Consider the following 24,951-nt stretch of genomic DNA (forward strand, 5'->3'; position numbering starts at 1 on the left):
CTACTAGCTGTGTGGTTTTACAGTGTTGTAATGATATAAGTTATCGTTATTAAACCTTAGACAAGGATGTATTATTTAGCTTTTGGGGGTACATTTATGTATAAGCGTATCATCGTTGTTGTTTCGTGCGCGTTGTTTAGTTTGCTTGCGCTACTTGCTTTTATTATAACAGATTTATATGATAGAGATTTTCCACAGGCCATTGGAGTTAAAAACAGAATAACTTTAGACTTTAGTGAGTCAAACTTGCCATTTACTGAATCGCTGGCAACACTACAAAAATTAGATGCGCGCTGGGACATGGGGTTAGTCAAGATTGCGCCAGATCTTACGAGCGATGGTGATAGACAGATTTTTGCTGCGCTTAACGACGGAGATTTAACCGATCAATTTACTTGGTTTGGTAGCGATGATGTGGGGAAAATAGTCGGGAAAGAACGGCTTGAGACATCATACCCAGATGGGTTTTATCTTGTCACAGGAGATAATACTCATTCAGATGCTTTCAAGAAGGAGTTAACGCATAAAGGTGTCAAGGTAGGATACGAAGATGCTTCTATCTTTGAAAGTTTAAAGTTTGTGTTGTGGGAAAGAGGGTTTGCTGCTGCTGTTCTATCTGCGTTCACATTAATTATTACTTTAGCACTATTTTGGCTGTCATTGAAGGCGCGTGATCGTGCCTTACGTGTTCTTGGCGGTGTCCCAACTATGCGAATTCAACTTCAAGATTTTAGCGGTTTTTTAGGGTTATTGTTCGTTTCGGCAGGAATCATAACATTCATTGCAACGGGATATGTAAGTGTGTTTCATGGTTCGGTTTATGTAGGTCCATACTTAAAGGCACTAATTACTTTACAACTGTTTGTGATCGCTGTATCCATCATGACAGTGCTAATCATGTCCACCTTTTCCTGGCCAAGTGCTACAATGCTTGGTACTAGGCAACCAGCAGTAAAGAGTCTGCGTTCTGTGTCAAGTGTCATTCAGGCTCTAACTTTTCTTTTAGTCATATCCGCTGCAGGACCTGCTTGGTCTGCATATAAACACTCATCGGCTATGGCTGATGAAATGGCACAGTGGAAGCAATTAGCAGATCAAGTGACCATTGAATTCGCTACAGACATTGGCGATATGGATATAATGGAGCCGTGGATTGCAGAATTGGTGAAGGGTGCAGAAGCACGTGATGCTGCTAGTCTCTCTTACACTTACATTCCTGAAATGGCTAATTTCCGAGAGTATGCATTTGTTTCTTTCGTTAATCAGCGTTGGCTCGATTTGGTAACGAAGAATAAGAATGAACCAGTTGTGACACCTATATTAAAAAAGGATTTGCCAGATGATATGACGAAAATGATTCAAGAAGAAATAGAGATCTTGTCAAGAGAAGAACGTTCTGAAGATTTGTTGGAACAGCTTCAGTTTCTGCGCCCAGTTGAAGGATTTTGGATTCCGATCGCACAAGGCGGTGGTGGAGAGAGACTGCATTTTTCAGATAATGTGCTACTCGTCGTTGTACCTACAATCTATGAAACCTATAATGATTCTGCCTTGACATCTATGAATTCTAGTAAGAATATTATTTTTACCGGTGTATCTTCTACACAAAAATTGCTAGAAGAACATCAACTTGATGTGCATTCATTACGCAAGCAAGGGATTCAAGGCGAACTAAATATTGTTTATATTGCAGAAGAGGGAATCATGCAGGCGCAATTTGCAACTTATATTGTATGGTTGCAATTCCTTGCGTTGATTGCATTAATTGTCGCCTTTACTGTCTCGACTGCGATTCGTGCATTAATTACCGCACGATTACAGGCGAAGCGTGATTTCCCATTACGAGTGGCAGGAAGGTCATGGATTAGAATCATCCAAAGTCGTGTTGCGAAGGAAATTCTTATAGGTGTAATTCTCATGGGCGTCGTTCTATTGCTTGTAAGCTCAGACTTTAATATTGCTGTAAGCGTTGTTGCTATATACGGTTTGTTAGCTGTTCCTCTTAGCCATCTGTTTGCGACACGCTGGTGTTTTAATGGTGTCAGTAGACGTCGGATATAATCAAATACATATCCATATAAGAATAGTAAGTTTCTTTAGATGTCCCATTATCAGTTAAGATTGATATTTTGGACTGGAACATTTATTGAACATACGATTCGTAAAAAGAAGTTAAAGGAAGCGTCAGATCATTGTATCTAAAAAAGCGGAGTATATGGGGTATAATCCGTTACTTTTCAAGTAAATTAACACACGAACAATGATAGGATGTGACTTAGCCCCGGAAGATTTTAAAGCATTCTTTAACTTTACGACAAAAGCTGGTGCAGAAGGAGAACTATCAGTAAAAGAAAAAGAACTGATCTTAGTCGCTGTATCATTAATAACAGGTTGCCCTTACTGCATTGATAGCCACGTGAAAAACGCTAAAAAAGCAGGAGCGACGAAAGAAGAAGTCGGAGAAGCAGTATTTGTCGCAAGCGCATTAAATGCAGGAAGTGCCTTTACAAAAAGCCCAATAGCATTAACTTTGATAAATAAGCTGATTATAAGAAGCAGAACGTGACCAAAAAAGCTCACGTTCTGCTTTTTTGTGGTTTAAGTAGATTCGTTTTGTTCGATAAATGATCGGGTACTACTTTCTTCTGTTACAAGAAACTAAATGAAATGAAGCTTTAGATTTTATACAATACGACATGTGAATCATAATCGTTATGTTTACTTGTTAAATGGTGAATGATATCCTTACCACGCATTTATCTTCTTATTATGACACGAATATTAAAAATGTCGTTTCACTTATACAAAAGCTAGTTGTATTTTTATATAATAATGAGTCAGAATTAATAGATTTTATCACTAACAAAACGTTTAAATTTAGTGTACAATATGGATAGTTTATATCGTCTAAAGCTTCTTTTAATTTTTATAAACGAGGTGATGTCACAAAACTATCACGTCAATAACAGTACGGTAAATGCTTTACTCAGCTGGATTGAACAGGATATTACAAAAGGATGACTATCCATACGAGGATGTGTTCGAAACAATCCATGTATTGATCGGATTGAATTATATCGTTTAATAAAAGAAGCTAGAAAACATTTTCAAAAATATCGTTATGTATCTGTCAGGTATGCAAAAACGATTGAGAAAAAGATTCATTGGAGGAAAGGTAAATGGAAAATGTAAAGGTATTTGGGAAATTTGAAAAGAGAGACAATCTTATCTTTCGGCATTCTGCTTATTTACAATGGAGAACAAGTGAAAAATCTTTAGGTAGTTTTTTATTGTTAAATCCAGGGAATGCCCTCCCATCGACTGGTGTTGTTGAAGAAGGAGAAGCAAGATTCTATGAAACTAAAATTGATCCAACGATGAGACAAATGATTAGATTAGTTAAGAAAATATATGAGAATAATGATTTAAATGGTAGAGTTCATATTTACAATTTGTTTTCTCTGAGAAATACAGTTGCCAACGAAGCAATTCCAAGATTTGAGGAATTAGTTAAAGAAAAACAAATTAATCTTTTAGAATCTATAGCTGATCCTCAAACTTTGCAACAACATCCATGGATTTGTTGTGCTTGGGGAATTAATACAAAAAGTAGTTATAAAAACTTGCAAAGAGCTAAACAGGAATGGAAACAAAGAATCCGGGAGGTAGGTATCCCGATGTTTGGCAAAATGCATAAAAATAAAAAGGATTATTACCATCTATTGCCAAAAATCTACCAAATGAAAGTAGCAATTATAGATGACCTATACGAATTATATCAAAAGAAAGTTGTAAATAAAGAATTGGAAAAACAACGATGACGGAATTATTAATCTCGTATTATGTAATTGTATTATTTGTGGAGTGGAACCGCCTGGTAAATCTAAACTAGATATGTGTGATAAGTGTTTTAATAAAGTTTACGCTTATTCTATATTAGGAAGTAAACCCTATATTAATGCAAAAATTGGCTGTTCTAAATGTCATATGATAAACGATTTCAAATCAAAGGATGATTTAGAGTACTATAAAGTAGCTGTTTTTTCTAATAAGGGGATAACTTATTAAGCAATCATCGACAGTCGGGGGCGATTAAATTTAGTGGAATAAATTAAGACGATTGTTCATGAAAAAGTAACGGAAAGTTTCGCAAACTATTCTTATTCAACAAGACTTAATCGAAAGACAAAAACTCTATAACAGATAAGCAAACAAATATATGAGAAGCTCAAAGCTCAAATCAACATAATATATAATCTAAAGACCATATATGTAATTCCTCTTAGCTAGTTAAGAAATCGTTTCTTAACTAGCTTTTGTCTTATGTAGAGTTACTCTTATCTAGGGCATGACTAGATATTGAATCTTTTGTAATGATTAATTTACAACAACTTATCTAAAAAACTTATCATTTTACAACTTTTTCACTATGAAAGGGTTTACAAACACAAAACATTTGTTTATTATTATTAAAGGAACAAAAAGAGAACTGGTTCCTTTAATTAGGGAAGGAGGAAAATATTGATATGACATCAAGGTTAAACAACGTCATTTTTAAGTTTTTACAATTTGTGGAAAGGGTCGGGAATAAGTTTCCACATCCATTTATGATTTTCTTATACTTAATTTTAGGTTTATTCGTTATTGCTGCGATTGCCTCGTCATTAGGTGCATCTGTTATTCACCCTGGAACTGGCGAAGAAATGATGATAAAGTCATTCTTATCAGGTGAAGGGATTCAGTATATGTTCGGTTCAATGATAGAAAACTTTACTGGATTCTATCCGTTGGGTGTTGTTCTCGTATTAATTTTAGGGATAGGAATGGCACAGCAAGTAGGTTTACTTGATGCCGTGATGAAGCGGCTAATTTTAGGCGCGCCGAAACGTATTGTACCATATGCTGTTGTTTTTACAGGTATCATTGGAAACATTGCATCTGATGCGGCATTCGTAATTATTCCCCCTCTTGCAGGAATGGCTTTTTATGCTTTAGGAAGACATCCTCTCGCAGGAATGGCTGCAGGTTTTGCTGGTGGTGGAGCTGGTTTTACGGCAAATATTTTAATCGCTGGTACGGACGCTTTACTATCTGGTATTACATCGGAAGCTGCGAAAGCGGTGGACCCGAATTTATTCGTTACGTCTGTTGACAACTGGTTCTTCATGGTGGCATCTGTTTTCTTGCTAACTTTTCTTGGTGGTTTCATTACTGAACGAATTATTGAGCCACGTTTAGGAGAGTTCAAAGGAAATAAAGCAAAAGAAGATGAATTTGTTTTAACATCCATTGAGAAAAAGGGGCTTCTTGTTAGTTTAATAGCAACAATCGTATATATCGGGGCTGTTTTGGCACTTATTTTACCATCTGGATCTCCGATGCGTAATGAAGAGGGTGGGCTTGTACCTTCACCATTTTTAAGTTCAATCGTACCTTTTATTTTTATTATGTTTGTGATTGCCTCTGTGTCGTATGGAGTAGCTGTTAAGAAAATTCAATCGACATCTGATGTTCCAAAGTTTATGACTGAAGCGATTAAGGATATTTCAGGGTATATTGTTTTAGTATTTGTGGCTGCACAATTTATAGCCTATTTCAATTGGTCAAATCTAGGCTTATGGCTTGGTGTGAATGGTGCTAATTTATTACAAGAGATGAATTTGACAGGTTTACCTATAATCGTCGGCTTCATTATATTAACGGCATTTTTGAATTTATTTATTTTTGGTGGAGCGGAAAAATGGCTCATTATGGCACCGATTTTTGTTCCAATGTTGGCGATGATTGATTATAACCCTGCGTTTGTTCAGTTGGCATATCGTATTGGTGATTCATCAACGAATATCATTACACCACTTAATGTATACGTTCCAATGCTATTAACATTTATGAAACGATACGATAAAAAGGCAGGATTTGGAACATTGTTATCATTGATGATTCCGTATTCGTTCATGTTCTTATTTTTCTGGATCATTTTATTTGTCGCTTGGGCATTGCTTGGTTTACCAATCGGTCCTGGAGTATATCAAACGTTAAATTAATTGAGAAAGGGATATAAACTATGAAATTGATTGATGGTGCGGATGGAGAAATTATTCATGGTGGTTTAGCAGTTGAAAATTCATACATGTACTATATTGGGATGCGCGAAGATGCAAATCGCCCGCAATTGTATCGAACACATCTAAACACTCAATCGACTGAAATATATTATAAGGGAATGGACAATGAGCGCGTCCGTTCCTTTCTCATGAGTCCAGATGGTCAATATATCGCATTATATATTGATTTGAATGGGAGTGAGAAAGATTGCTTGCATATTATGAATGTGAACACTGGAGGAATTGTCTTTCAATCTTCTGATCATGTTTATTTTGATTTTTCGGGGATATGGGTTGGTCATAACTACTACTTCTCAAGAATCGATGATCAGGAAGGAAAATATGAATGGGTAGTATTTTCTTGTGAAACTTTTTCATTAACATGTCTTGCTAAATTAGATGAACAAGTTATTTCATATGTAGCTAGTGACGAGCTGTTACATGTCGGGTTGAAGAAGTCATTACTGGATGTAGAATACGCGATATATGATTTGAAAAGTAATCAATTCGTTTATTTTTCCGAGAAGATAGAGCGGATGCAGCAAATGTTTTTTTGGCAAGATGAACTTTATGCCGTGACAGATCGTGGCGGAGAGTATATTGGATTGTTTCGTGTGACAGAACAACAATTTGTCCAGATTGATATGCCTATAAATGGTCATATCGCTCGAGTGATACCATATAAAGATTCGTTAGTTATTCAGGTGAACGAACAAGCAGCTCATTCGCTTTATATATGGAATGATCATGAATTGAAACAATTATCTATACCTGTGGGAGTCATTCATCATGCGCAAAGTCTTGATGAGAGATTGATTTTTATTTTGGATGAACCGACTCATTGGGGAAGGGTCATGAGTTATCATTTATCACAGTGCGAGCTAGAACCATTGTTACAATTTTCAATGTCGCAACCAGCTTTGTTCCCTACTGATAACACGTATAACAGTTTTGATGATACAGTTATCCATTATATGCATTATGAAGCAGATAGTGATCAGGCGATTATTTATATTCATGGTGGGCCTGAATTTCAAGCGATGAAACAGTATTACCCGCTATTACAACGGTTAAGAAATGAAGGCTACAACATCTTCGTACCAAATATTAGAGGTAGCGATGGTTATGGGCGGTCGTTTGTTGAGATGGACGATGGAATGAATCGGCTAGAGGCACAACGCGATATTATTGCGCTCATAGCAGTGTTGATTGAACGACATGGTATCGATGCACGTCATATTAGCATTATCGGTGAAAGCTATGGTGGCTATACGACGCTAAGTATGATAACAAGATATCCAGCATTTTTCAATTGTGCGGTTGCAGTTGCAGGCATGTCGAATTTAAATATTTTCTTTAATAACACAGCATCATGGAGAATTCCGCTTCGCGAGAAAGAATATGGTGACGTTCATATGATGAAGGATTTCTTTGAACAAATAGCACCGCTCACACATGCTAAATCGCGAACAGCACCTTTATTAATCGCTCATGGCATGCGAGATATTCGTGTTAGTGTTGATGAATCATTGGCATTTTTCCATGAAAGTGATAAGGAGAAGCCTATTCGCCTTCAATTGTATGATGATGAAGGTCATGAATTTTGTAAAAGGCAAAACATCGAACATTTCTATACACAAGTGGTACAGTTTTTTCGCGAGAATGACTAAGGGAGAGATAACATTGTTAAGTTGGGTAAAAGACAAAATGCTACAAGTTAATTTAGTAGAAGATCTCCATCCAAAAGAAGGGTTTTATCGTTTAGGATTTACAGATCTTGAAACGAAAGCACATGCACATTTTGTTCAAATAGCAGAAGAACTCGGTCTAAAGGTATATGAAGATGAAATAGGGAATAAAATGGCGCGCTGGGAAACAGATTGTGAAGACCAACGTTACGTTTCAAGTGGTTCTCATTTAGATACGGTGTCTGGTGGAGGCGCTTATGATGGGGCGGCCGGAGTTGTTGCTTCGTTAGCAGCAATAAAATTGTTAAAAGATGAGGGATTTAAGCCAGAGCGGCCACTTGAGGTGATTTGTTTTCGTTTAGAAGAAGCCGATCGCTTCGGTGTATCAACGATTGGTAGTAAAGCAATGGCTGGTTTATTTGATGAAAATTCATTCGCACATTTAAAGGACGCGAATGGGATAACATTAAAAGAGGCAGTCGAATCACAAGGTTACAAATGGGAACATGTGAAAAATGCCGAACGAGATACCAATGATATTTATTCGTTTTATGAATTGCACATCGAACAGGGAAAGCGTCTTGAAGGGATAACTGATTTAGGGGTAGTTGATGCGGTAACTTGTCCGATTCGATTAGAAGTAACCATTGAAGGGGAAAACGGTCATACCGGAACAACTCTTATGACTGAAAGACGTGATGCGTTGGTCATTGCCAGTCATATCATTCAAGAAGTTCAAGAGGAAACATTACGTATTAATAGAGAAGAACATAAATACCCGCTTATGGCAACAGTAAGTCAAATTAAATCGTTTCCGAACTCAATTTCAGTCATTCCGGGAAAAGTCGTGTTAGGAATTGATATTAGAAGTGTTGATGACCATTTAAAGGAACGGCTTGTTAATCACCTGGAGAAAATGTCTTCAACTTTTGATGCCGATATATCCGTCGTTCGAAAAGTGAACACCTCATCTGTATTTTTAGATGAGGGAATAAGAGAAACGATGCGTAAAGAAATTGCCAAGACACGAGACACCGTTCCAGTTTTAGAAAGTCGAGCTGGACATGATGTGATGAATATGCAGAAAAAATGGCCTTCTGGTATGTTATTTATTCCTTGTCGTGATGGGATTAGTCACTCGCCAAGAGAATATGCAGAAATTGAACATATCGTCGAAGGTGCTAAAGTCATTGCAGCTTACTATAAATTAAAGAGCATAGTATAATAGGAGAAAAGCCAAGGTGATTGTTCATGAAAATAAATATTGGTGTCGTAGGTCCAAGACACTCCGTAGATAGAATTATCGCTTTAGCCAATCATTTTGAGGAAATAACTGTGTATCCTTTTTCATATCGGAAACATAGTGAATTAGATCGTATGATTCCAGCTGCGACACATATTCATCAATGGTTATTCTCTGGACCTGTTCCGTATCATTACTGCTTGGATAAACAATTCGTAACCGAAGAAAATGCGTCATTTCCCAAACTCTATACTCCTGGCTTGTTAGTACAGTTAGTCAAGGTTTTAGTTGAAACGACTAGCCGTCATTTTAGTATTGATACAATTGACGCTTCTGAAATTGAGGACTTGCAAGAAGATGAAACGTTAGCTACTTTAAATCTGATGTCGCATCATTACGATAAGTACTATACGGCTGACACAATTGTTAACAAGCATTTAGAACTTGTTTATGAACATGGAGCAGTCGTACTCACTTGTATTGATGAAGTATATGAAACTTTAAGAAAGCGTGGAACACAAGTATATAGAGTCCAACCTTCAAGAATGATGCTAGAACAATCATTGGATCTATTAAGAGCGAAAGGCGCTGAAACGATATATAATGAAGCAATCGTTGCTATTGTCTCTCTCGTATTAGAAAGTGAAAAGGTTATGAGTGAAGAATATTCATACGAACGAAAGCGAAAAGAAATGATCGTTGAACCGACCATACTAAAGTTTGCTGAAGAAATTCAGGGTTCTTATGTTCGGGAAGGAAACGGTTGGTATACGATTTATACAACAAAAGGACAATTAGAAGCTTTTCTTCATGAAGGTCGTTTACCTAAATTAATAGAAACGATTCAGGAATTAAGTGGCTTACATGCTAGACTATCAATTGGCTATGGTTTAACAAATTTACAAGCAGAGCATCAATCGGAAATAGCACGAACCGTTTTACGTGAAGAAAAGATTGACTGGGTCATTGTCGATGAGACGAAAGAAATCACTTTTCTTAATAAGGAACAACTGTTATCTACTTCGGTTCAAACGACACAACATGTTCCACCCGGGCTATCGCCAATGAATTTATCTAAACTGATGAATTATTGTCACCATAGTGCAACGAACGAATTGACTGCTCATGATTTACAAAACGTATTACAGAGTAGTTTACGCTTCGCACGAAAAACATTGCAACAATGGGAAGAAAGTGGATTGGCCAAGCGAGTCGGAGAACAACAAATTGCATCAAGAGGTAGACCACGTATTGTTTATAAATTGAATTTTGTATAGATATCGGGTCGTTGTATTTAAAATAATGCACATACAAATAACCATCCTAAAAAATTTACTTGAAGGATGGTTATTCTATTTTTGTTTTATTCACTATTAAATGTTAACGATTGATTATGAAAAATCCTTGATTGTATGAGACGTACTAGAACTTGTTTAAATGAAATATGTTGTTTTCAGGATTAATAAAACAGAAGTAAAAGATTAGATGGAAATGTCGTAGAAACGGTAGGATAAGGACTAATAATGGTTAGTTATCATGTGAATTAATACCCCAAAAGTTAGACTGAAAAAATTCTAGCATTTGGGGTATTTTATTTTCTAATAAAAATTTAACCAATCAGGGAATGAATAACGTACGTTCATATCGTTAATTTCTATCCATCACGAATTGATTTGACCGAAAAAATGATTGAAACAAAGTGATAAGAAACTCCATTCAAACAATTGGAATATGTTAAAATAATGGTATGTATCAAATAGACAGAAGGGGTGTAAGTGCTGCTTAAGATTTCGGTTATTTTATTCGGTTATCTTTGTGGATGTATGAATGGTGCATATTATGTTGGAAAAATAATGGCAAAAGAGGATATTAGGGGGTTAGGAAGTACAAATGCAGGGGCGAGAAATGCTGGGAGGGTATTTGGAAAATCGGCATTTATTTATACGGTTATCATTGATGCTTTAAAGACGGTCATTCCGCTACTTGTAGCTTTATACTTCTTTGGAGAAAACGCACTAATATTAGGTGCAACAGCCATTGCCATCCTCTTGGGGCATGCCTGGCCTGTACAATTGCAGTTTCGCGGTGGGAAAGGTGTTGTCGTTTATTTAGCAACAGCACTCATTCTTGCGCCGGTCGGATTAATCATTGTAGGTTTGGCTGTTTTAATTGGATTACAAATAAAGAAGAACTTCACGATTGTTGGTTTAGTTGGTTTACTTACCATTCCAATCTATTTGTTATTGACATCCATGTTTAAACTGTCAGGTATCTTTTTTGTCATGATCGTTATTGTAATACTTTTACATAGAAAAGGGGATTAATTCGGATGGGCCATATATTACCGATAAGCTACAAAATAGCAGACAGTAAAGAAGAAATGGAGCAAATTTATCGTTTGAATTACGCAACATTTGTGGAGGAAATTCCACAACATGAAGTAAATACGGAACGTCTATTAGTTGATCGCTTTCATGATGAAAATATATACGTGATTGCCAAAAAGAAAGATGAAGTTATTGGGATGATTACTGTACGAGGAAATCGTCCATTTTCATTAGATCAGAAGCTAAATAACCTTGATCATTATTTGCCGGAAAATGCAAAACCCTGTGAAATTCGCTTGCTTTCGATTAAACGTGAATATAGGGGTGGACGTGTTTTTTATGAGCTATGTAAGCGACTTGTTTTATATTGTGTTGAACAAGGGTATACGATGGCTTTAATTTCTGGAACAACAAGGCAACTTAAGTTATATAAGCATATAGGTTTCCGTCCTTTTGGTCCACTTGTAGGTACAAAACAAGCAGCATATCAGCCGATGTACTTAACGAAGGAGAATTTTGAATCGGCGTCGAGGCTTTTTCAACGACTATTAGAGAGAGCAGAAAGGAGAAAAAGGAGAGGGAAAGTAGAAGAAATCAATTTCCTTCCTGGTCCTGTTCCGATATGTAAAAAAGTGCAAGAGGCATGGGAAAAACCAGCCATATCACATCGGTCAGCAGATTTTCAACATGTCTTTCAAAATGTACAACAAGCGTTATGCGAATTAACAGGAGCAAATTATGTGGAAATAGGTGTTGGTACAGGAACATTAGCAAACGATATGGTGGCAGCACAATTATCGGTACTAGACAGTAAAGGTTTAATACTGGCAAACGGTGAGTTTGGTGAGCGACTCATTGATCATGGGAAAAGTTGGAATCTATCATTTGAAAAAATACAAAAACAATGGAATACACCTATTTTGATAGACGAAATAGAGGAGGTGCTACAAGGAAATCCAGATATTAGTTGGCTTTGGACGGTCCATTGTGAAACGTCAACAGGATATGTATATCCGTTAGTAGCCTTAAAAGAAGTGTGCGAAAAATATCATGTGCATTTATGCATTGATGCATGTAGTACCATTGGGGTAATACCAACTGATTTAACAAATGTGTATCTAGCAAGCTTAGTGAGTGGGAAAGGACTTGGGTCTTATCCTGGAATTGCGATTGTATTTCACGAACGGCCTATTTTCCCAAACCGAAGAATCCCGAACTACTTAGATTTAGGGCGTTATCAAGCTGCGACAACGGTTCCTTTTACACATTCATCTAACGGTATGTTTGCTTTAGAAGTAGCGCTCAAACAACTTACATATGCTTCCGAAACGTTAGCGAATGAAATTTGTGAAGAGTTGATGGATGCAGGAATGACGGTACTTCGTGGGGAAAGCTATTCACCAGGCATGATCACCATAGAGTTACCGAGTGAGATATCATCAAGGGAATTCGGTGATCAGCTAAAAAAAGCTGGGATTCTACTTAGTTATGAAAGTTCTTATCTACTAGAAAGAAACTGGGTACAAATTGCCTTAATGGGTGAGTTGAATCAGGAGCGTATTTTTAAGGCAATGAAGGAAATAAAAGTTCGGTTTATAAAATTAAATAAGAGAAAGGCAAGTACAATATGAGTAGGTTAATGGATTATTTGCATCGTCATCTAATTGTGGTTGCTATCTTTCTTCTTACGTTAAAAACAATTATGGTGACTTTGTTTGGCTTTGAACTCACGATGCATAATGGCTTGGATTGGATCATACTGGTTATCAGTCCAATTGGGACATTGATGGTGTTCTTTTCTATCAGTTTTTTTATAAAGAAACGGTTCCAGCCAATTGGTTTCTTTGTGACCTATCTTTTGGTGACTGGCTTATTATATGCCAATTTACTTTATTACCGTTTTTATATCGATTTTGTCACATTTTCTGTATTCCTACAATTGGATAATGTAGGCGGCCTAGGGGCAAGTACAGTTGAACTCATGTCACTGTTTGATGTATTCATCTTTTTAGATATTATTTTTATCGGATATCTCATGTTATCTAGACGGGGCATGAATATGAAGATGCCACGTAAAAAACAATATGGAATGATCAGCATCGCCATGATTGTGCTTACTATTCTTCTCGGGGTGATGCAGAACCAACATCTATTCGAGACAGAATACAATCGTCAGGCACTCGTTAAGTCATTAGGATTATATAATTATCAAATGGCGAATATGATATTTGGCATGATGGCTCCAATTGAGAAGGTATTTTCAACAAAAGCAGATGCTGAAGAGATAAGTAGTTTCATACAAAAGGAAGATCAAAACGAGACAGATACATTTGGCATCGCAAGAGGGAAAAATATTGTGCTGATTAGTATGGAATCCTTACAACAATTCGTCATTCAGCGTGAAGTAAATGGGGAGGAAATCACACCGTTTTTAAACAAATTGATTGAAGAGAGCTATTATTTTCCAAATATATATGATCAAACCGCGCAAGGGAAAACTTCTGATGCTGAATTAATGGTCGATACGGGGTTATATCCATTGTCGAGTGGTTCTGTTTTCGTTCGTCATCCAGAAAATCATTTTGTTTCATTGCAAAAAATTTTACAGGAAGATGGTAACTACCAATCCTATGTTTTTCATGGAAATGACGCAACATTTTGGAATCGGAATGGAATATATCCGAATTTAGGTTATGAACATTTCTATGCAAAAGAAAGCTATGATGTGACAGAAGAAAATTCGATTAATTATGGGATTAAAGACATTCCTTTTTTTGAACAGTCGATGACATATGTAACAGATTTACCCGAACCTTTCTTAGCGAAGTTCATTACGTTAACAAATCATTTTCCATTTTTGCTTGATGAAGCAGATCAACTGATTGATGAAGCAGAGACAGAGGAGGACGTTGTTAATCGCTATGTAACGACTGTTCGCTATATGGATGCAGTGATCGAGCGTTTCTTTGCATTACTAAAGGAAAAAAATATATATGAACATACGATTTTTGTATTGTATGGAGACCATTATGGCATCTCGAAAAAATACGAAGCAGGTGTGCATGAGTTTTTGGGGCAAGCGTATACACCCTTAAATCACTTACAATTACAACGAATTCCACTTATCATCCACATTCCAGGACAAGAAGGAGAAGTAGTGGAAACACTAGGTGGGGAAATTGATATCCATGCGACATTACTACATCTACTGGGGATTTCACAAGAGAATCATATGAACTTTAGCCAAAATCTTTTTGCAAGAAGTGAAAATCATCCCGTCATATTTCGCGATGGAAGTATGATTGTTAAAGATTATGCTTATATGGATAATGTTTGTTATGACCGAAAAACAGATAAAATGACAGACGATACTAAGTGTGAACCGTATTTAGAAACCGTCCGTCAAGAATTAAAAATGTCAGATGATATTATTCTTGGGGACCTGTTACAGTATTTAAAATGAAGAGCACTGAGTGTTCAACGCGTTGTCTCGTTGGTATTTTTTGAGTTGAGAGGTTGCATTGATCGTTCAATAGGTTGTCTCGTTGGTATTTTTTGAGTTGAGAGTCTGCATTGAGCGTTCAACACGTTGTCTCGTTGGTATTTTTTGAGTTGAGAGGCTGCATTGGGCGTTCAATACGATGTCTCGTTGGTATTTTTTGAGTTGAGAGGTTGCATTGATCGTTCAATAGGTTGTCTCGTTGGTATTTTTTGAGTTGAGAGTCTGCATTGATCGTTCAATACGTTGTCTCGTTGCTATTTTTCGTTCTGAGAGGCCGCATTGATTGTTCAATACGTTGTCTCGTTGGTATTTTTCGAGTTGAGAAGCTGCATTGATCGTTCAACACGTTGTCTCGTTGCTGTTTTTCGTTCTGAGAGGCTGCTTTGGGTGTTCAATGCAATCTCTCATTGCAAATTTTCATCATGAGAGGTTGTATTGGACAATAATAATGCCCTATAGACTATGAAATAAAGCCCTACTTGATCACGAAATGTAAGGAGAATTTATGATGGTAAAAGATTGTGTTTTCTGTCATCCCGAACTTGAACCTAACCAAAGTATCATTTTCAGTAATGAGCATTGTATGTTTTTACAGTTGAAGCAATTTCGAATAAAAGGTATTCAATTAGCTGGTGCCGGATTAATTGTTCCTAAAAAACATAGAGAAACTGCATTTGATATGAGGCGCGAGGAATGGGATGCCACATACACACTGCTTCATGAAGTAAAGAAATATATAGATGAAACATATCAACCTCAAGGATATAATATTGGTTGGAATTGCGGAGAAGTTGGCGGTCAACATATTTTCCATGCACATTTTCATGTTTTACCAAGATATGAAGATGAACCTTTGGCGGGAAAAGGAATAAGATATATGTTTAAGGGGAGTAAGAACAAAAGGAAAGCTGATTAATTTAATCGAAGTATGTCTATTGAGTGTTATGATGCGCTGTGTTGTAGACATTTTTTCTGTATTGGCATGAACATTAATAATATGATGATAAAAGTCAACCATTTGATTTAATATGGTATAATCAATTTACAATAGACTAGCTTTACATGAGGGATTGGGCACACGTACCTTCTAGGATCATCCTATGGAGGGAGGTGGTGCCTATGGATATGGAAAGCGTATTAACGCTGATGATTTCATTCGGCATGTTAATTGCTTTTATCATGTCCGATAAAGATAAAAAGTAATCCCTCGTGTGCTTTAGCGGAGCCTTGAGGGATTACTTCCTTCCTGTGCCTACCCCTCTTGTCGGGGTTGGTCTATTGATGACCGCTAATAACTAGCGGTCATTTTATTATCATATTATTATAATTTTATTATACCATGTGAATCATATTTATTTCAATAAAAGGATTCATGGGAATGTGTCAACTTTTTCTTGATAAGTTTTTAACACTAAACGCTTATTCCGCAAATTCTGGATTCATCTGTAAAATATGCGCTTCAATATATTCAGTCCAATTACGATACTCACCATCGTCCAGTAAGCCATATACATATTTTTTTGATTTCCGAAAACCTTTCATTATTTGGATTTAATCCACCGGCCCTTTTAGTTTTATCTATTAAGTTGACTGTTATATATGAAAAACCACCATCTACAGAATTATCGTCGGATAGATTTTCTCATTTTCTACACTTCTTTCACTTCTTCAACTACTTCATCAGTGATATTCTTTTTAAATGTAGGAGCATTATCGCCCATTTTAATATCGTCCGTTTCCTCTGAATATAAAACAAGTCTGCCAGCATCATAAATTCAAGGATAACGTGGATAGAAACTTTTAATATGGTCTGGCCCTGCGGGTGAAAACCAAAGAATAATAAAAGGTTCAGGTTCGTCTGTTGCATAATTCGTATGTTTACTGCAACTTACCATTAAACTAAATAGCGACATTATAAGTAACAAAAACATGACATGTTTATTCAATAATGTGAGATGGATAAAATATTCATGTTGGCAGGACTAAGAATAAGTTCAGAAAAGATGTGTCCTTGTTTATGATACTAATAAATTCAGAGTGTAACATCACCATAAAATAAATGATACAGTATGTCTATGACATAGAAGAGGTATTGGTGGAAGTAGATTGCTGTATTGTGGTATGTTAAGATTTGATTTTTTTACATTTAAACAGTCTAATTGAGAAAAACAAATGATATTTAATTATAAAATTAATTCCAATCAAGGTATATTTTTAACACAATGTGTGAGTATATAATATATAGCTTATAAAGTATAGGCTTCAATCATTATCACAAACCGAATCATAGCCGTAATAAAAGGAATTGCTATTAAAAAAGTTATTAGTTGACGAACATTAAATTCTATGTAATAATAAGTTTGTAATTAGAATTAATGTAAATAGATAATTGTGATTACATTAATTTTATTACCCTTAACTACTAAATACATAAGGAGGAATTTTATTATGTCATTAATTGGTAAAGAAATTCTACCATTCAAAGCAGATGCATATGATGCAAGTAAAGATGAGTTTATTAAAGTATCAGAGGAGGACTTAAAAGGAAAGTGGAGTGTTGTTGTTTTTTATCCAGCAGACTTCTCATTCGTATGTCCAACTGAGCTTGAAGATGTACAAAACCATTACGAAAAATTAAAAGAGCTTGGTGCTGAAGTTTATTCTGTTTCAACAGATACACACTTTGTTCATAAAGCATGGCATGACCATTCAGATGCCATTAGCAAACTTGAATATATTATGATTGGAGACCCATCTCAAACAATTACTAGAAACTTTGATGTACTTGATGAGGAATTAGGTCTTGCACAACGCGGAACGTTCATTATTGATCCAGACGGTGTTGTTCAAGCAGCTGAAATCAACGCTGACGGTATCGGCCGTGATGCAAGTACATTAATCGGCAAACTTAAAGCAGCACAATATGTTCGTGAAAACCCAGGTGAAGTATGCCCTGCTAAATGGGAAGAAGGTTCAGCAACACTTGCGCCTAGCCTTGATTTAGTAGGCAAAATTTAAGGGGGAGCAATCATACATGCTTGATAAAGATATAAAAGCACAACTATCCCAATACTTGAAAATGATGGAAGGGGATGTCGTACTTAAAGTAAGTGCAGGTTCCGATAATGTTTCCCGTGACATGGTGGCACTACTTGATGAACTTGCCACCATGTCATCCCATATTAAAGTGGAAAAGACGACACTTAAAAGAACGCCTAGTTTTAGTGTAAACCGTGTTGGAGAAGACACGGGCATTACATTTGCTGGTATTCCACTGGGTCATGAATTTACATCTTTTGTCCTTGCACTTCTGCAAGTAAGTGGAAGAACGCCAAAAGTGGATGAGAATTTAATTAATCAAGTTAAGAACTTAGAAGGCGAATACCATTTTGAAACGTATGTCAGCTTAAGCTGTACGAAATGTCCAGATGTCGTTCAAGCACTTAACGTGATGAGTGTACTGAACCCTAATGTGACACATACAATGATTGATGGGGCCGCTTTTAAAGAAGAAGCAGAGAGTAAAAACATTATGGCCGTTCCAACGATTTATTTAAATGGTGAACCATTTGGTAACGGGCGTATGACATTAGAAGAAATTCTCACACAATTAGGTGGCGGGCCAGATGCTTCTGAGTTTAATGAGAAAGACCCGTTTGATATACTCGTTGTAGGTGGTGGTCCTGCAGGAGCAAGTGCGGCCATCTATGCTGCACGTAAAGGTCTACGTACGGGTGTGTTAGCAGAACGTGTAGGTGGTCAAGTAAATGATACAGCTGCAATTGAAAACTTTATTAGTGTGAAACGTATCGAAGGACCACAATTTGCTGCCAATTTAGAAGAGCATATGAAAGAGTATCATATTGATATTATGAATATGCAAAAGGCAACACGTTTAGAGAAGAAGGATCTTGTTGAAATTGATTTAGAAAATGGTGCGACGTTGAAAAGTAAAGCGGTCATCTTAGCAACAGGTGCTCGCTGGAAAAATGTCGGCGTCCCTGGTGAACAAGAATTCAGAAATAAAGGTGTCGCATACTGTCCACACTGTGATGGTCCATTGTTTGAAGGTAAACGTGTCGCTGTTATCGGTGGCGGTAACTCCGGAATTGAAGCAGCGATTGATCTTGCAGGAATAACGGAACATGTAACTGTTCTTGAATTTGCCTCAGAACTAAAAGCAGACTCTGTGCTGCAAGACAAATTAAACAGCCTTCCAAACGTGAATGTCATTACAAATGCACAAACAACAGAAATTACTGGTACAAACAATGTTAACGGTATTTCATATCTTGACCGTGAAACAGAAGAAGAACATCACATCGAACTGGAAGGTGTCTTCGTGCAAATCGGTCTCTTACCAAACACAGACTGGTTAGAGGGATCAGTTGAACGTAATAAGTTTGGTGAAATTATTATTAATGAACATGGCGAAACAAGTATTCCAGGCGTATTTGCTGCAGGTGACTGCACGACTGTTACAAACAAACAGATTATCATTTCCATGGGGGCAGGTGCAAACGCAAGCTTAAACGCATTCAATTATCTTGTTCGTGAAAAATAATATTCTCTGTTATTGATTTAACCAACAAAATTTTCTTTAACATATATAACTTTCATTTCCATTATCTACCAAAAAGATGAGCCGTTTTTAGCGGTTCATCTTTTTTGTCTCAATATATTTTTACCTGATTAATTGAAATATTAATTACACTTGTTCCATATTAACTTCTAATATATAACAATATGAATGAAAGTAAATCGGTATGAGAAATTGACTGTACTTGTATTATCGACGTTATTTGTGTTCGCCATAGGATGCCAATCAAATAAAAATCAGAACCATTCTGAACAAAAGCATCAATCATGGTGAAGAAAGCACACATTGATTCATACGGAAGATACACACACGATTTATTCTGTCTTACAAGAAATGACTAATAATCTAATAAATTTAAAAGAATAAGCATTTTTAATTAAGACCTCGATTTGGGTCTTTTTTCATTCAAAAATATTTATTTTCCTTATATTAATTTACAATTTACAGACATAATTATGTTATAATAAGAAGGTCATCATATTTCTGAAAAATCAAACTAGATAATTGTTTATGTCATGAGAATTTTGTTTGCAGTTCTAAAGAAAGATATTTAATCAATCATATGTCGAACAGTAGTGTGAGGTGAGAAGAATGCAAGATGAAATAAAAGCACTGGCGAAGCGGGTTTCAGATTTAGAGAAAGAAGTGGCATCATTAAAACGTCAATTAGTCCATACCAAGATTGAGCAAACTGAAATCGAGTCAAAAGAGGAAACGCCACTATTGAAACTAGATCCGGTCAAAGAAATAGTCACACAAGCTACAGGAAAAATGGTACATACGACACAGCCATCATCAGACTTTATAACAATCAAACGACCGGTGGAACAGTCGCCACCCCCAGCTCCAACACCAAAAAAAGAAGTAAATCTTGAAAAATTATTGGGTATTTGGCTACCACGTGTTTTTATGTTTGTTCTTATATTGGGTGTCCTTTGGGGATTGAAACTAGGAATTGATCAAGGTTGGATTTCCCCTGCTGTGCGCATTGCGATGGGGTATGCTGCTACCGCTATTTTATATTATTTAGGGATGCGGTATGTGAAACAAAGTAAAAAAATGTTTGGTTTAACACTTTTAGGCGGTTTAATCGCATTGGGAATTTTAACGACGTTTGCAGCCCATCATTTGTACGGATTTTTTAATTTTGCCGTGGCGTTTTTAATAGGTGTCGCTTATATCGTACTTGGATTGTATTTATCAAAAAAGACCCGCTCAGAAACATTAACAATCTTCTCAGCAATCGCGGGTTTTTTATTGCCGTTCTTGTTAGAAGGCGGCGAAGCATCCGCAATTCAATTTTTTGCTTATATTACATTACTGTTTGTCTCATTATTCTATATGTCACTTAATCAAAAGCATAAAATATCGTTTTATATCACATTTTTATTGTTTCATTTAACATTACTTTTCTATTCAGTGATTGGGATGAGTTTTAATGACAAACACATTCTCGTCATCTCGGTTTTGGTTCAGCATCTTTGTTTATTAATTTTTTACTTGGATCGCCGGGTTTCCAAACAAGTTTTTACTGAAACATTAATTTATACGAATACGGTCTTTACTGTGTTTTGGGTACAGTTACTTGACCAACCATTTGACACGATGACTTACGGGATGATTGCTGTTTTTTATACTGTTCTAGCGGCTAATGCCTTTGTTAAAAAACATAGTAATTTTCAAGGTATTTTTTCAGCTGTAGCAATATTTGTTATCAGTGTCTTTATTCTCTCATTTGATTTAGACAATGAACAAGTGAAATTAATCTTATTATTGATTAACGGATCGGTTGGTTTATGGGTCGGGCTACGTTATCAGACGATACGTACAATTGTTATGAGTTCAATCATTTACGGGATATCGGGATTAGTCGTTTTGAATGGAATTAATATCGAATATTTTGTTTCATTGGAGCATCTCGTTTGGATCATGTTCTTATTAACGCTCGCTTTTATTTACTATTCGCTTTATCAATTTGTTCCATTGTTTAAGAAAGGAAACATAACATCAATTGATGCTGGTTTAATTGGCGGGCAAATTATTTCCTTAATTTACATTGCTCAACTAGCTCATCTCTTTGTATTGAATCAAAATTGGCTCTCCTTTACGGCGTTTCATTTCTATGCACTTGTGTTTATCATTGTGCTAGCATTTATGTATTATCTCCACAAGTGGCGACATGGAAAGTATGTCACATATGCTTCAATGATAGAATATTTTATACTTGGCTTAGCTTTAATCGCACGGCCAATTTATGATTGGTATGATCTGGAATGGTTTGAGTTTAATCTAGCGGTGCAAATCATTTATGTCACATTGTTGACGCTGGCGTTTATTATGCTAGTAAGAAAAAAGTCAACCAATGCTTTTCAAGGACTAATGGATAAAATACCTACCTTTGCTGTTGTGATGCAGATTGTGCATTTTATCTTTTTAAATAAATGGTATTTTGCCATTACAAATGCTTATCAATGGGACCGGGAATATGTCTTTTTTGTCCATACGTTTATTTGGTTCTTGTTCGCATTTTTATCCATTTCCATTGGCAGAAAAATGAAGTGGAAACCTGTCACCATTCTCGGATCTGTTCTCATTGGATTAAGCTTATTTAAGCTCTTCTTTATTGATTTAGCGAATATTTCTATTTTCATTCGTGCAATATTGTTTATCGTTGTTGGGCTTATTGGCTTATTGTATTCGCGGACGCTCATTAAAGAGGATGGGAAATAACTTTATAATAGAAGAGGGCGGGCAGATGATATGTCTGCTCTTTTTGTATAAAAGAGAGGGATAACGTTGGGAGTAAAGTATGTTGTATTAGATAAAATGCCTCGTACTGATTTAATGGAAGGTATCAGTCTCCATCAAAATGTATTCGGAGCCGATAACTTGGTTAATAAAATCAAAGACAAACAGAAGTTATTATTTAATCTTGCATTAGACGGTGAAAAATTAGTTGGATATAAGATTGGCTATGAGCTTGATAAAAATAAGTTCTATAGCTGGCTAGGTGGGGTAGATTCTCATTATAGAGGACACGGTATTGCAGGTAATTAAAAGCTTTTTGTCAATCAATTGGTGTATATAAGCTTAAGGTGTAATCATGTGACAAATAAATAGATGCCGGAAAATATCGTCTGTGCTCATTCATAATAATTTTCAGCGTCATAGGCTTTAGCCTTTTCAACGAAATCTTCGAGTTCACTTTTGTCAGTATCAACCGGATTTTCTGATTTAGAAGTCGCTCTTCAGTTTTGAATAATTCACCAATTGCTTCTTGTGAAAGTCTAAAATAGCAAATGCTTATGTCTAACTAATGATAACTAAGGTTGAAAAGTAATTATATCTGTGTAAATAACTAAATAAACGTATTATGTTAAAATGAGGTAACAAATGTTAGTATTGAAAATATAGGATAATATGAAAAATTGTAACATGCCGGGGAGAATTCATATGGCAAAGCAAATACAAAGTTGGAAGAATCCAGCTATTTTATTAATGTCGATTGGAATATCTAGCATAGGTAACTTCATTTACTTAGTTGCAATTAATATAATCGTCTATCAGTTGACAGAGTCAGCAGCGGCTGTAGCAGGGCTGTGGATTATTGGTCCGTTAACGAATATTGTAACGAAATTTTGGACGGGAAGTTTCATAGATTATCGTAGCAAGAGAAAAATCATGATGGTGACGTATGTAATTAGGGCAGTGTTTATCTGTATGATTCCATTGGCGCCTAATATGGCAATTATCTATGGGATACTTGTTGTCTTAAGTGTGGCAAATGCATTTTTCACCCCGTCATCAATGACGTATGCAACGATTATTGTTCCTAAAGAAAAACGGAAACGCTTTAATTCAATTCGTTCGTTTGCAACTTCAGGAGCATTTATTGTCGGACCTGCTATTGGTGGCTCGCTAATCTTATTAACATCTGTTGAAACGACTTTATGGATTAATGCCTTATTCTTTGTTATCTCAGCTGGCTGTTTATTATTTTTACCGGAAAAAGAAAAGATTGATAAAGACACGATTCCGTCATTGACTATTAAACAAGTGATTCGTGACTTTACCGTCGTTCAGGGGTTTATGAAGGCAAATCGATATGTCTTTTTTATTTATCTCGGCTTTGTTATGATTATGATTTTTTCCTTTGCGATGGATGCACAAGAAGTCGTTTTCACGCAACAGATCATCGGTCTTTCCGAAATGGAATATAGTTTGTTAGTTAGTATCACAGGAATTGGGTCTGTTGTCGGTGCTGTTTTACTATCCATTTTTTCTAATAAATTATCACTCAGATACATGATTGTCATCGGCCTTATCATGATGACGATAGGTTATGTCATTTATGCATTTTCGTGGTCTTTCGCATCGATTGTTGTTGGGTTTGTTATCTTGGGATTTTTTAATGTCTTTTTAAATGCAGGGATGATGACTTTTTATCAAAATAATGTCTCCGTTGAAGTCATGGGAAGAGTGACAAGCATTTTTCAACTGATTCAAAGTGTGATTCAAGTTGTCTTTATTCTTGCCGTTGGGTTTGCAGGAGATCTTGTGTCACTGCGTGTAACAATTGTCAGTTTATCACTTGTCATGCTGTTGTTATCTTCTGTTTTTTCGTACGTTGTATTGAAACCTGCCAAGAAGATTTTTTATCAAGAGGTCGAAGAGGAAGGGGCAATAAAGATAAAATAAACAGGTCTATTGGCATGGTTTACTCTCTCATTATTTTTTGTGAAACAACTTAAAAGTTGCAAGCTTTCTTTTGCAATAAATATATCACTATAACCATGATTGATGAAATAAACTCACAACTTTAGGACTATTTACATATTACTCAATCTACACTAATATTGAGAAAGTGTTTTGAATGAAAGTGAACGAGGTGACATCTGACCTTTCACTTTCTTCGTTTTCGCTTAAAGTCAGCTTTAGGTTCAAAACTCAAAGTAGCGATTGAAAGGAAGGGTATAGTGAAAAAAACCGCGTTAGCACTGACGACTGCTTTATTATTTTTGTCGGGCTGTATTCAGATTGTTAGTTCTAAGAAACAAGAAGCTATCGTAGATTTTGTAAATGAAGAGGTCGGTCAAATAGCGGCTATTGAAGAGGAAGCTAAGCAGCACTTACAAGGTATTTTAGGTGATCAATCAGGAACGGATGATCAGCTATATGACGTTTATGTTAATGATGTTATTCCTCTTTATAAAAAAGCGCTTGAAAAGGGACAAAAGATTGAGCCCACGATTGCTGAATTAAATGAGCCACATGAAATACTTGTTAGAGCACTTGAATCATATTTGGATGCTTTCGAAACACAAGTTAAAGCAATTGAAGAAAATGACGACAGTTTAACTGAGAAAGCACTTTTATTGGAACAAGAATATGTCGACTTAGTTAATGAATACCATAAAATAATGGAAGAATTAGCAAAAGAACATAGCGTTGAATATGAAGCGAATCAGAATGAATAGTTTATGATAC

Annotated in this window: 18 protein-coding genes; 17 read left to right on the forward strand and 1 reads right to left on the reverse strand. The window is 36.0% G+C overall.

Annotated elements, in window-relative coordinates; translation table 11 throughout:
• Positions 1 to 96: 96 nt before the first annotated feature.
• The 11 genes from VIG73_RS13620 (at position 97) to VIG73_RS13670 (ending at position 15,780) form a co-directional block, all read left to right on the forward strand.
• Positions 97 to 2,061 carry a hypothetical protein gene (locus tag VIG73_RS13620; RefSeq protein ID WP_331642929.1) on the forward strand — a complete coding sequence of 655 codons (1,965 nt, stop codon included), beginning with the start codon at positions 97 to 99 and terminating at the stop codon, positions 2,059 to 2,061.
• A 199-nt stretch (positions 2,062 to 2,260) separates the two neighbouring features.
• Positions 2,261 to 2,566 (forward strand): carboxymuconolactone decarboxylase family protein, encoded by a 306-nt coding sequence (locus VIG73_RS13625; RefSeq protein WP_331642931.1) that lies wholly within the window; start codon positions 2,261 to 2,263, stop codon positions 2,564 to 2,566.
• A 613-nt stretch (positions 2,567 to 3,179) separates the two neighbouring features.
• A complete protein-coding gene (locus tag VIG73_RS13630; protein ID WP_331642933.1) occupies positions 3,180 to 3,821 on the forward strand; it encodes a DUF1643 domain-containing protein in 642 nt (213 codons plus the stop codon).
• A gap of 705 nt (positions 3,822 to 4,526) precedes the next feature.
• Positions 4,527 to 6,044 carry an AbgT family transporter gene (locus tag VIG73_RS13635; protein WP_331642935.1) on the forward strand — a complete coding sequence of 506 codons (1,518 nt, stop codon included), beginning with the start codon at positions 4,527 to 4,529 and terminating at the stop codon, positions 6,042 to 6,044.
• A gap of 20 nt (positions 6,045 to 6,064) precedes the next feature.
• Entirely contained in the window at positions 6,065 to 7,774 is a 1,710-nt protein-coding gene (locus tag VIG73_RS13640; RefSeq protein ID WP_331642937.1) for a S9 family peptidase, read from the forward strand.
• Positions 7,775 to 7,787: 13 nt separating this feature from the next.
• The gene (locus tag VIG73_RS13645) at positions 7,788 to 9,017 is read left to right on the forward strand and encodes a M20 family metallo-hydrolase (protein WP_331642939.1); all 1,230 of its coding nucleotides are present in this window, start codon (positions 7,788 to 7,790) and stop codon (positions 9,015 to 9,017) included.
• A 26-nt stretch (positions 9,018 to 9,043) separates the two neighbouring features.
• Positions 9,044 to 10,312, forward strand: a complete 1,269-nt coding sequence (locus VIG73_RS13650; RefSeq protein ID WP_331642941.1) for a hypothetical protein — start codon at positions 9,044 to 9,046, stop codon at positions 10,310 to 10,312.
• A 498-nt stretch (positions 10,313 to 10,810) separates the two neighbouring features.
• A complete protein-coding gene (locus tag VIG73_RS13655) occupies positions 10,811 to 11,359 on the forward strand; it encodes a glycerol-3-phosphate acyltransferase (RefSeq protein ID WP_331642943.1) in 549 nt (182 codons plus the stop codon).
• A 5-nt stretch (positions 11,360 to 11,364) separates the two neighbouring features.
• Positions 11,365 to 12,993: a GNAT family N-acetyltransferase gene (locus VIG73_RS13660; RefSeq protein ID WP_331642945.1), complete on the forward strand. Its 1,629-nt coding sequence runs from the start codon at positions 11,365 to 11,367 to the stop codon at positions 12,991 to 12,993.
• A gap of 8 nt (positions 12,994 to 13,001) precedes the next feature.
• Complete coding sequence (locus tag VIG73_RS13665; RefSeq protein ID WP_331642947.1) at positions 13,002 to 14,825, forward strand: LTA synthase family protein; 1,824 nt, start codon at positions 13,002 to 13,004, stop codon at positions 14,823 to 14,825.
• Positions 14,826 to 15,372: 547 nt separating this feature from the next.
• Complete coding sequence (locus tag VIG73_RS13670; protein WP_331642949.1) at positions 15,373 to 15,780, forward strand: HIT family protein; 408 nt, start codon at positions 15,373 to 15,375, stop codon at positions 15,778 to 15,780.
• 503 nt (positions 15,781 to 16,283) lie between these two features.
• Here VIG73_RS13670 and VIG73_RS13675 read toward each other — a convergent pair.
• On the reverse strand, positions 16,284 to 16,406 hold the full coding sequence (locus tag VIG73_RS13675) for a hypothetical protein (RefSeq protein WP_331642951.1): 123 nt from the start codon (positions 16,404 to 16,406) through the stop codon (positions 16,284 to 16,286).
• A gap of 906 nt (positions 16,407 to 17,312) precedes the next feature.
• Between VIG73_RS13675 and ahpC the strand changes: the two genes are divergently transcribed.
• From ahpC to VIG73_RS13705, 6 genes are all read left to right on the forward strand, one after another.
• The gene (gene ahpC, locus VIG73_RS13680; protein WP_331642953.1) at positions 17,313 to 17,882 is read left to right on the forward strand and encodes an alkyl hydroperoxide reductase subunit C; all 570 of its coding nucleotides are present in this window, start codon (positions 17,313 to 17,315) and stop codon (positions 17,880 to 17,882) included.
• 16 nt (positions 17,883 to 17,898) lie between these two features.
• Positions 17,899 to 19,428: an alkyl hydroperoxide reductase subunit F gene (ahpF, locus tag VIG73_RS13685; RefSeq protein WP_331642955.1), complete on the forward strand. Its 1,530-nt coding sequence runs from the start codon at positions 17,899 to 17,901 to the stop codon at positions 19,426 to 19,428.
• 627 nt (positions 19,429 to 20,055) lie between these two features.
• A complete protein-coding gene (locus VIG73_RS13690) occupies positions 20,056 to 22,194 on the forward strand; it encodes a DUF2339 domain-containing protein (protein ID WP_331642958.1) in 2,139 nt (712 codons plus the stop codon).
• Between the two features lie 66 nt (positions 22,195 to 22,260).
• A complete protein-coding gene (locus VIG73_RS13695) occupies positions 22,261 to 22,521 on the forward strand; it encodes a hypothetical protein (protein WP_331642960.1) in 261 nt (86 codons plus the stop codon).
• 396 nt (positions 22,522 to 22,917) lie between these two features.
• The gene (locus tag VIG73_RS13700; protein ID WP_331642962.1) at positions 22,918 to 24,162 is read left to right on the forward strand and encodes an MFS transporter; all 1,245 of its coding nucleotides are present in this window, start codon (positions 22,918 to 22,920) and stop codon (positions 24,160 to 24,162) included.
• A 278-nt stretch (positions 24,163 to 24,440) separates the two neighbouring features.
• Complete coding sequence (locus tag VIG73_RS13705; RefSeq protein WP_331642964.1) at positions 24,441 to 24,941, forward strand: hypothetical protein; 501 nt, start codon at positions 24,441 to 24,443, stop codon at positions 24,939 to 24,941.
• Positions 24,942 to 24,951 lie beyond the last annotated feature (10 nt).

This window comes from Cerasibacillus sp. (genome assembly GCF_036516575.1).
Classification (GTDB): Bacteria; Bacillota; Bacilli; order Bacillales; family Amphibacillaceae; genus Cerasibacillus.

What these genes read in the sequence shown, in the direction of transcription:
- VIG73_RS13620 (WP_331642929.1), top strand. Translation starts at nt 97, where the DNA reads ATGTATAAGCGTATCATCGTTGTTGTTTCGTGCGCGTTGTTTAGTTTG.
- VIG73_RS13625 (WP_331642931.1), top strand. Translation starts at nt 2,261, where the DNA reads ATGATAGGATGTGACTTAGCCCCGGAAGATTTTAAAGCATTCTTTAAC.
- VIG73_RS13630 (WP_331642933.1), top strand. Translation starts at nt 3,180, where the DNA reads ATGGAAAATGTAAAGGTATTTGGGAAATTTGAAAAGAGAGACAATCTT.
- VIG73_RS13635 (WP_331642935.1), top strand. Translation starts at nt 4,527, where the DNA reads ATGACATCAAGGTTAAACAACGTCATTTTTAAGTTTTTACAATTTGTG.
- VIG73_RS13640 (WP_331642937.1), top strand. Translation starts at nt 6,065, where the DNA reads ATGAAATTGATTGATGGTGCGGATGGAGAAATTATTCATGGTGGTTTA.
- VIG73_RS13650 (WP_331642941.1), top strand. Translation starts at nt 9,044, where the DNA reads ATGAAAATAAATATTGGTGTCGTAGGTCCAAGACACTCCGTAGATAGA.
- VIG73_RS13660 (WP_331642945.1), top strand. Translation starts at nt 11,365, where the DNA reads ATGGGCCATATATTACCGATAAGCTACAAAATAGCAGACAGTAAAGAA.
- VIG73_RS13665 (WP_331642947.1), top strand. Translation starts at nt 13,002, where the DNA reads ATGGATTATTTGCATCGTCATCTAATTGTGGTTGCTATCTTTCTTCTT.
- VIG73_RS13670 (WP_331642949.1), top strand. Translation starts at nt 15,373, where the DNA reads ATGGTAAAAGATTGTGTTTTCTGTCATCCCGAACTTGAACCTAACCAA.
- VIG73_RS13675 (WP_331642951.1), bottom strand. Translation starts at nt 16,406, where the DNA reads ATGAAAGGTTTTCGGAAATCAAAAAAATATGTATATGGCTTACTGGAC.
- ahpC (WP_331642953.1), top strand. Translation starts at nt 17,313, where the DNA reads ATGTCATTAATTGGTAAAGAAATTCTACCATTCAAAGCAGATGCATAT.
- ahpF (WP_331642955.1), top strand. Translation starts at nt 17,899, where the DNA reads ATGCTTGATAAAGATATAAAAGCACAACTATCCCAATACTTGAAAATG.
- VIG73_RS13690 (WP_331642958.1), top strand. Translation starts at nt 20,056, where the DNA reads ATGCAAGATGAAATAAAAGCACTGGCGAAGCGGGTTTCAGATTTAGAG.
- VIG73_RS13700 (WP_331642962.1), top strand. Translation starts at nt 22,918, where the DNA reads ATGGCAAAGCAAATACAAAGTTGGAAGAATCCAGCTATTTTATTAATG.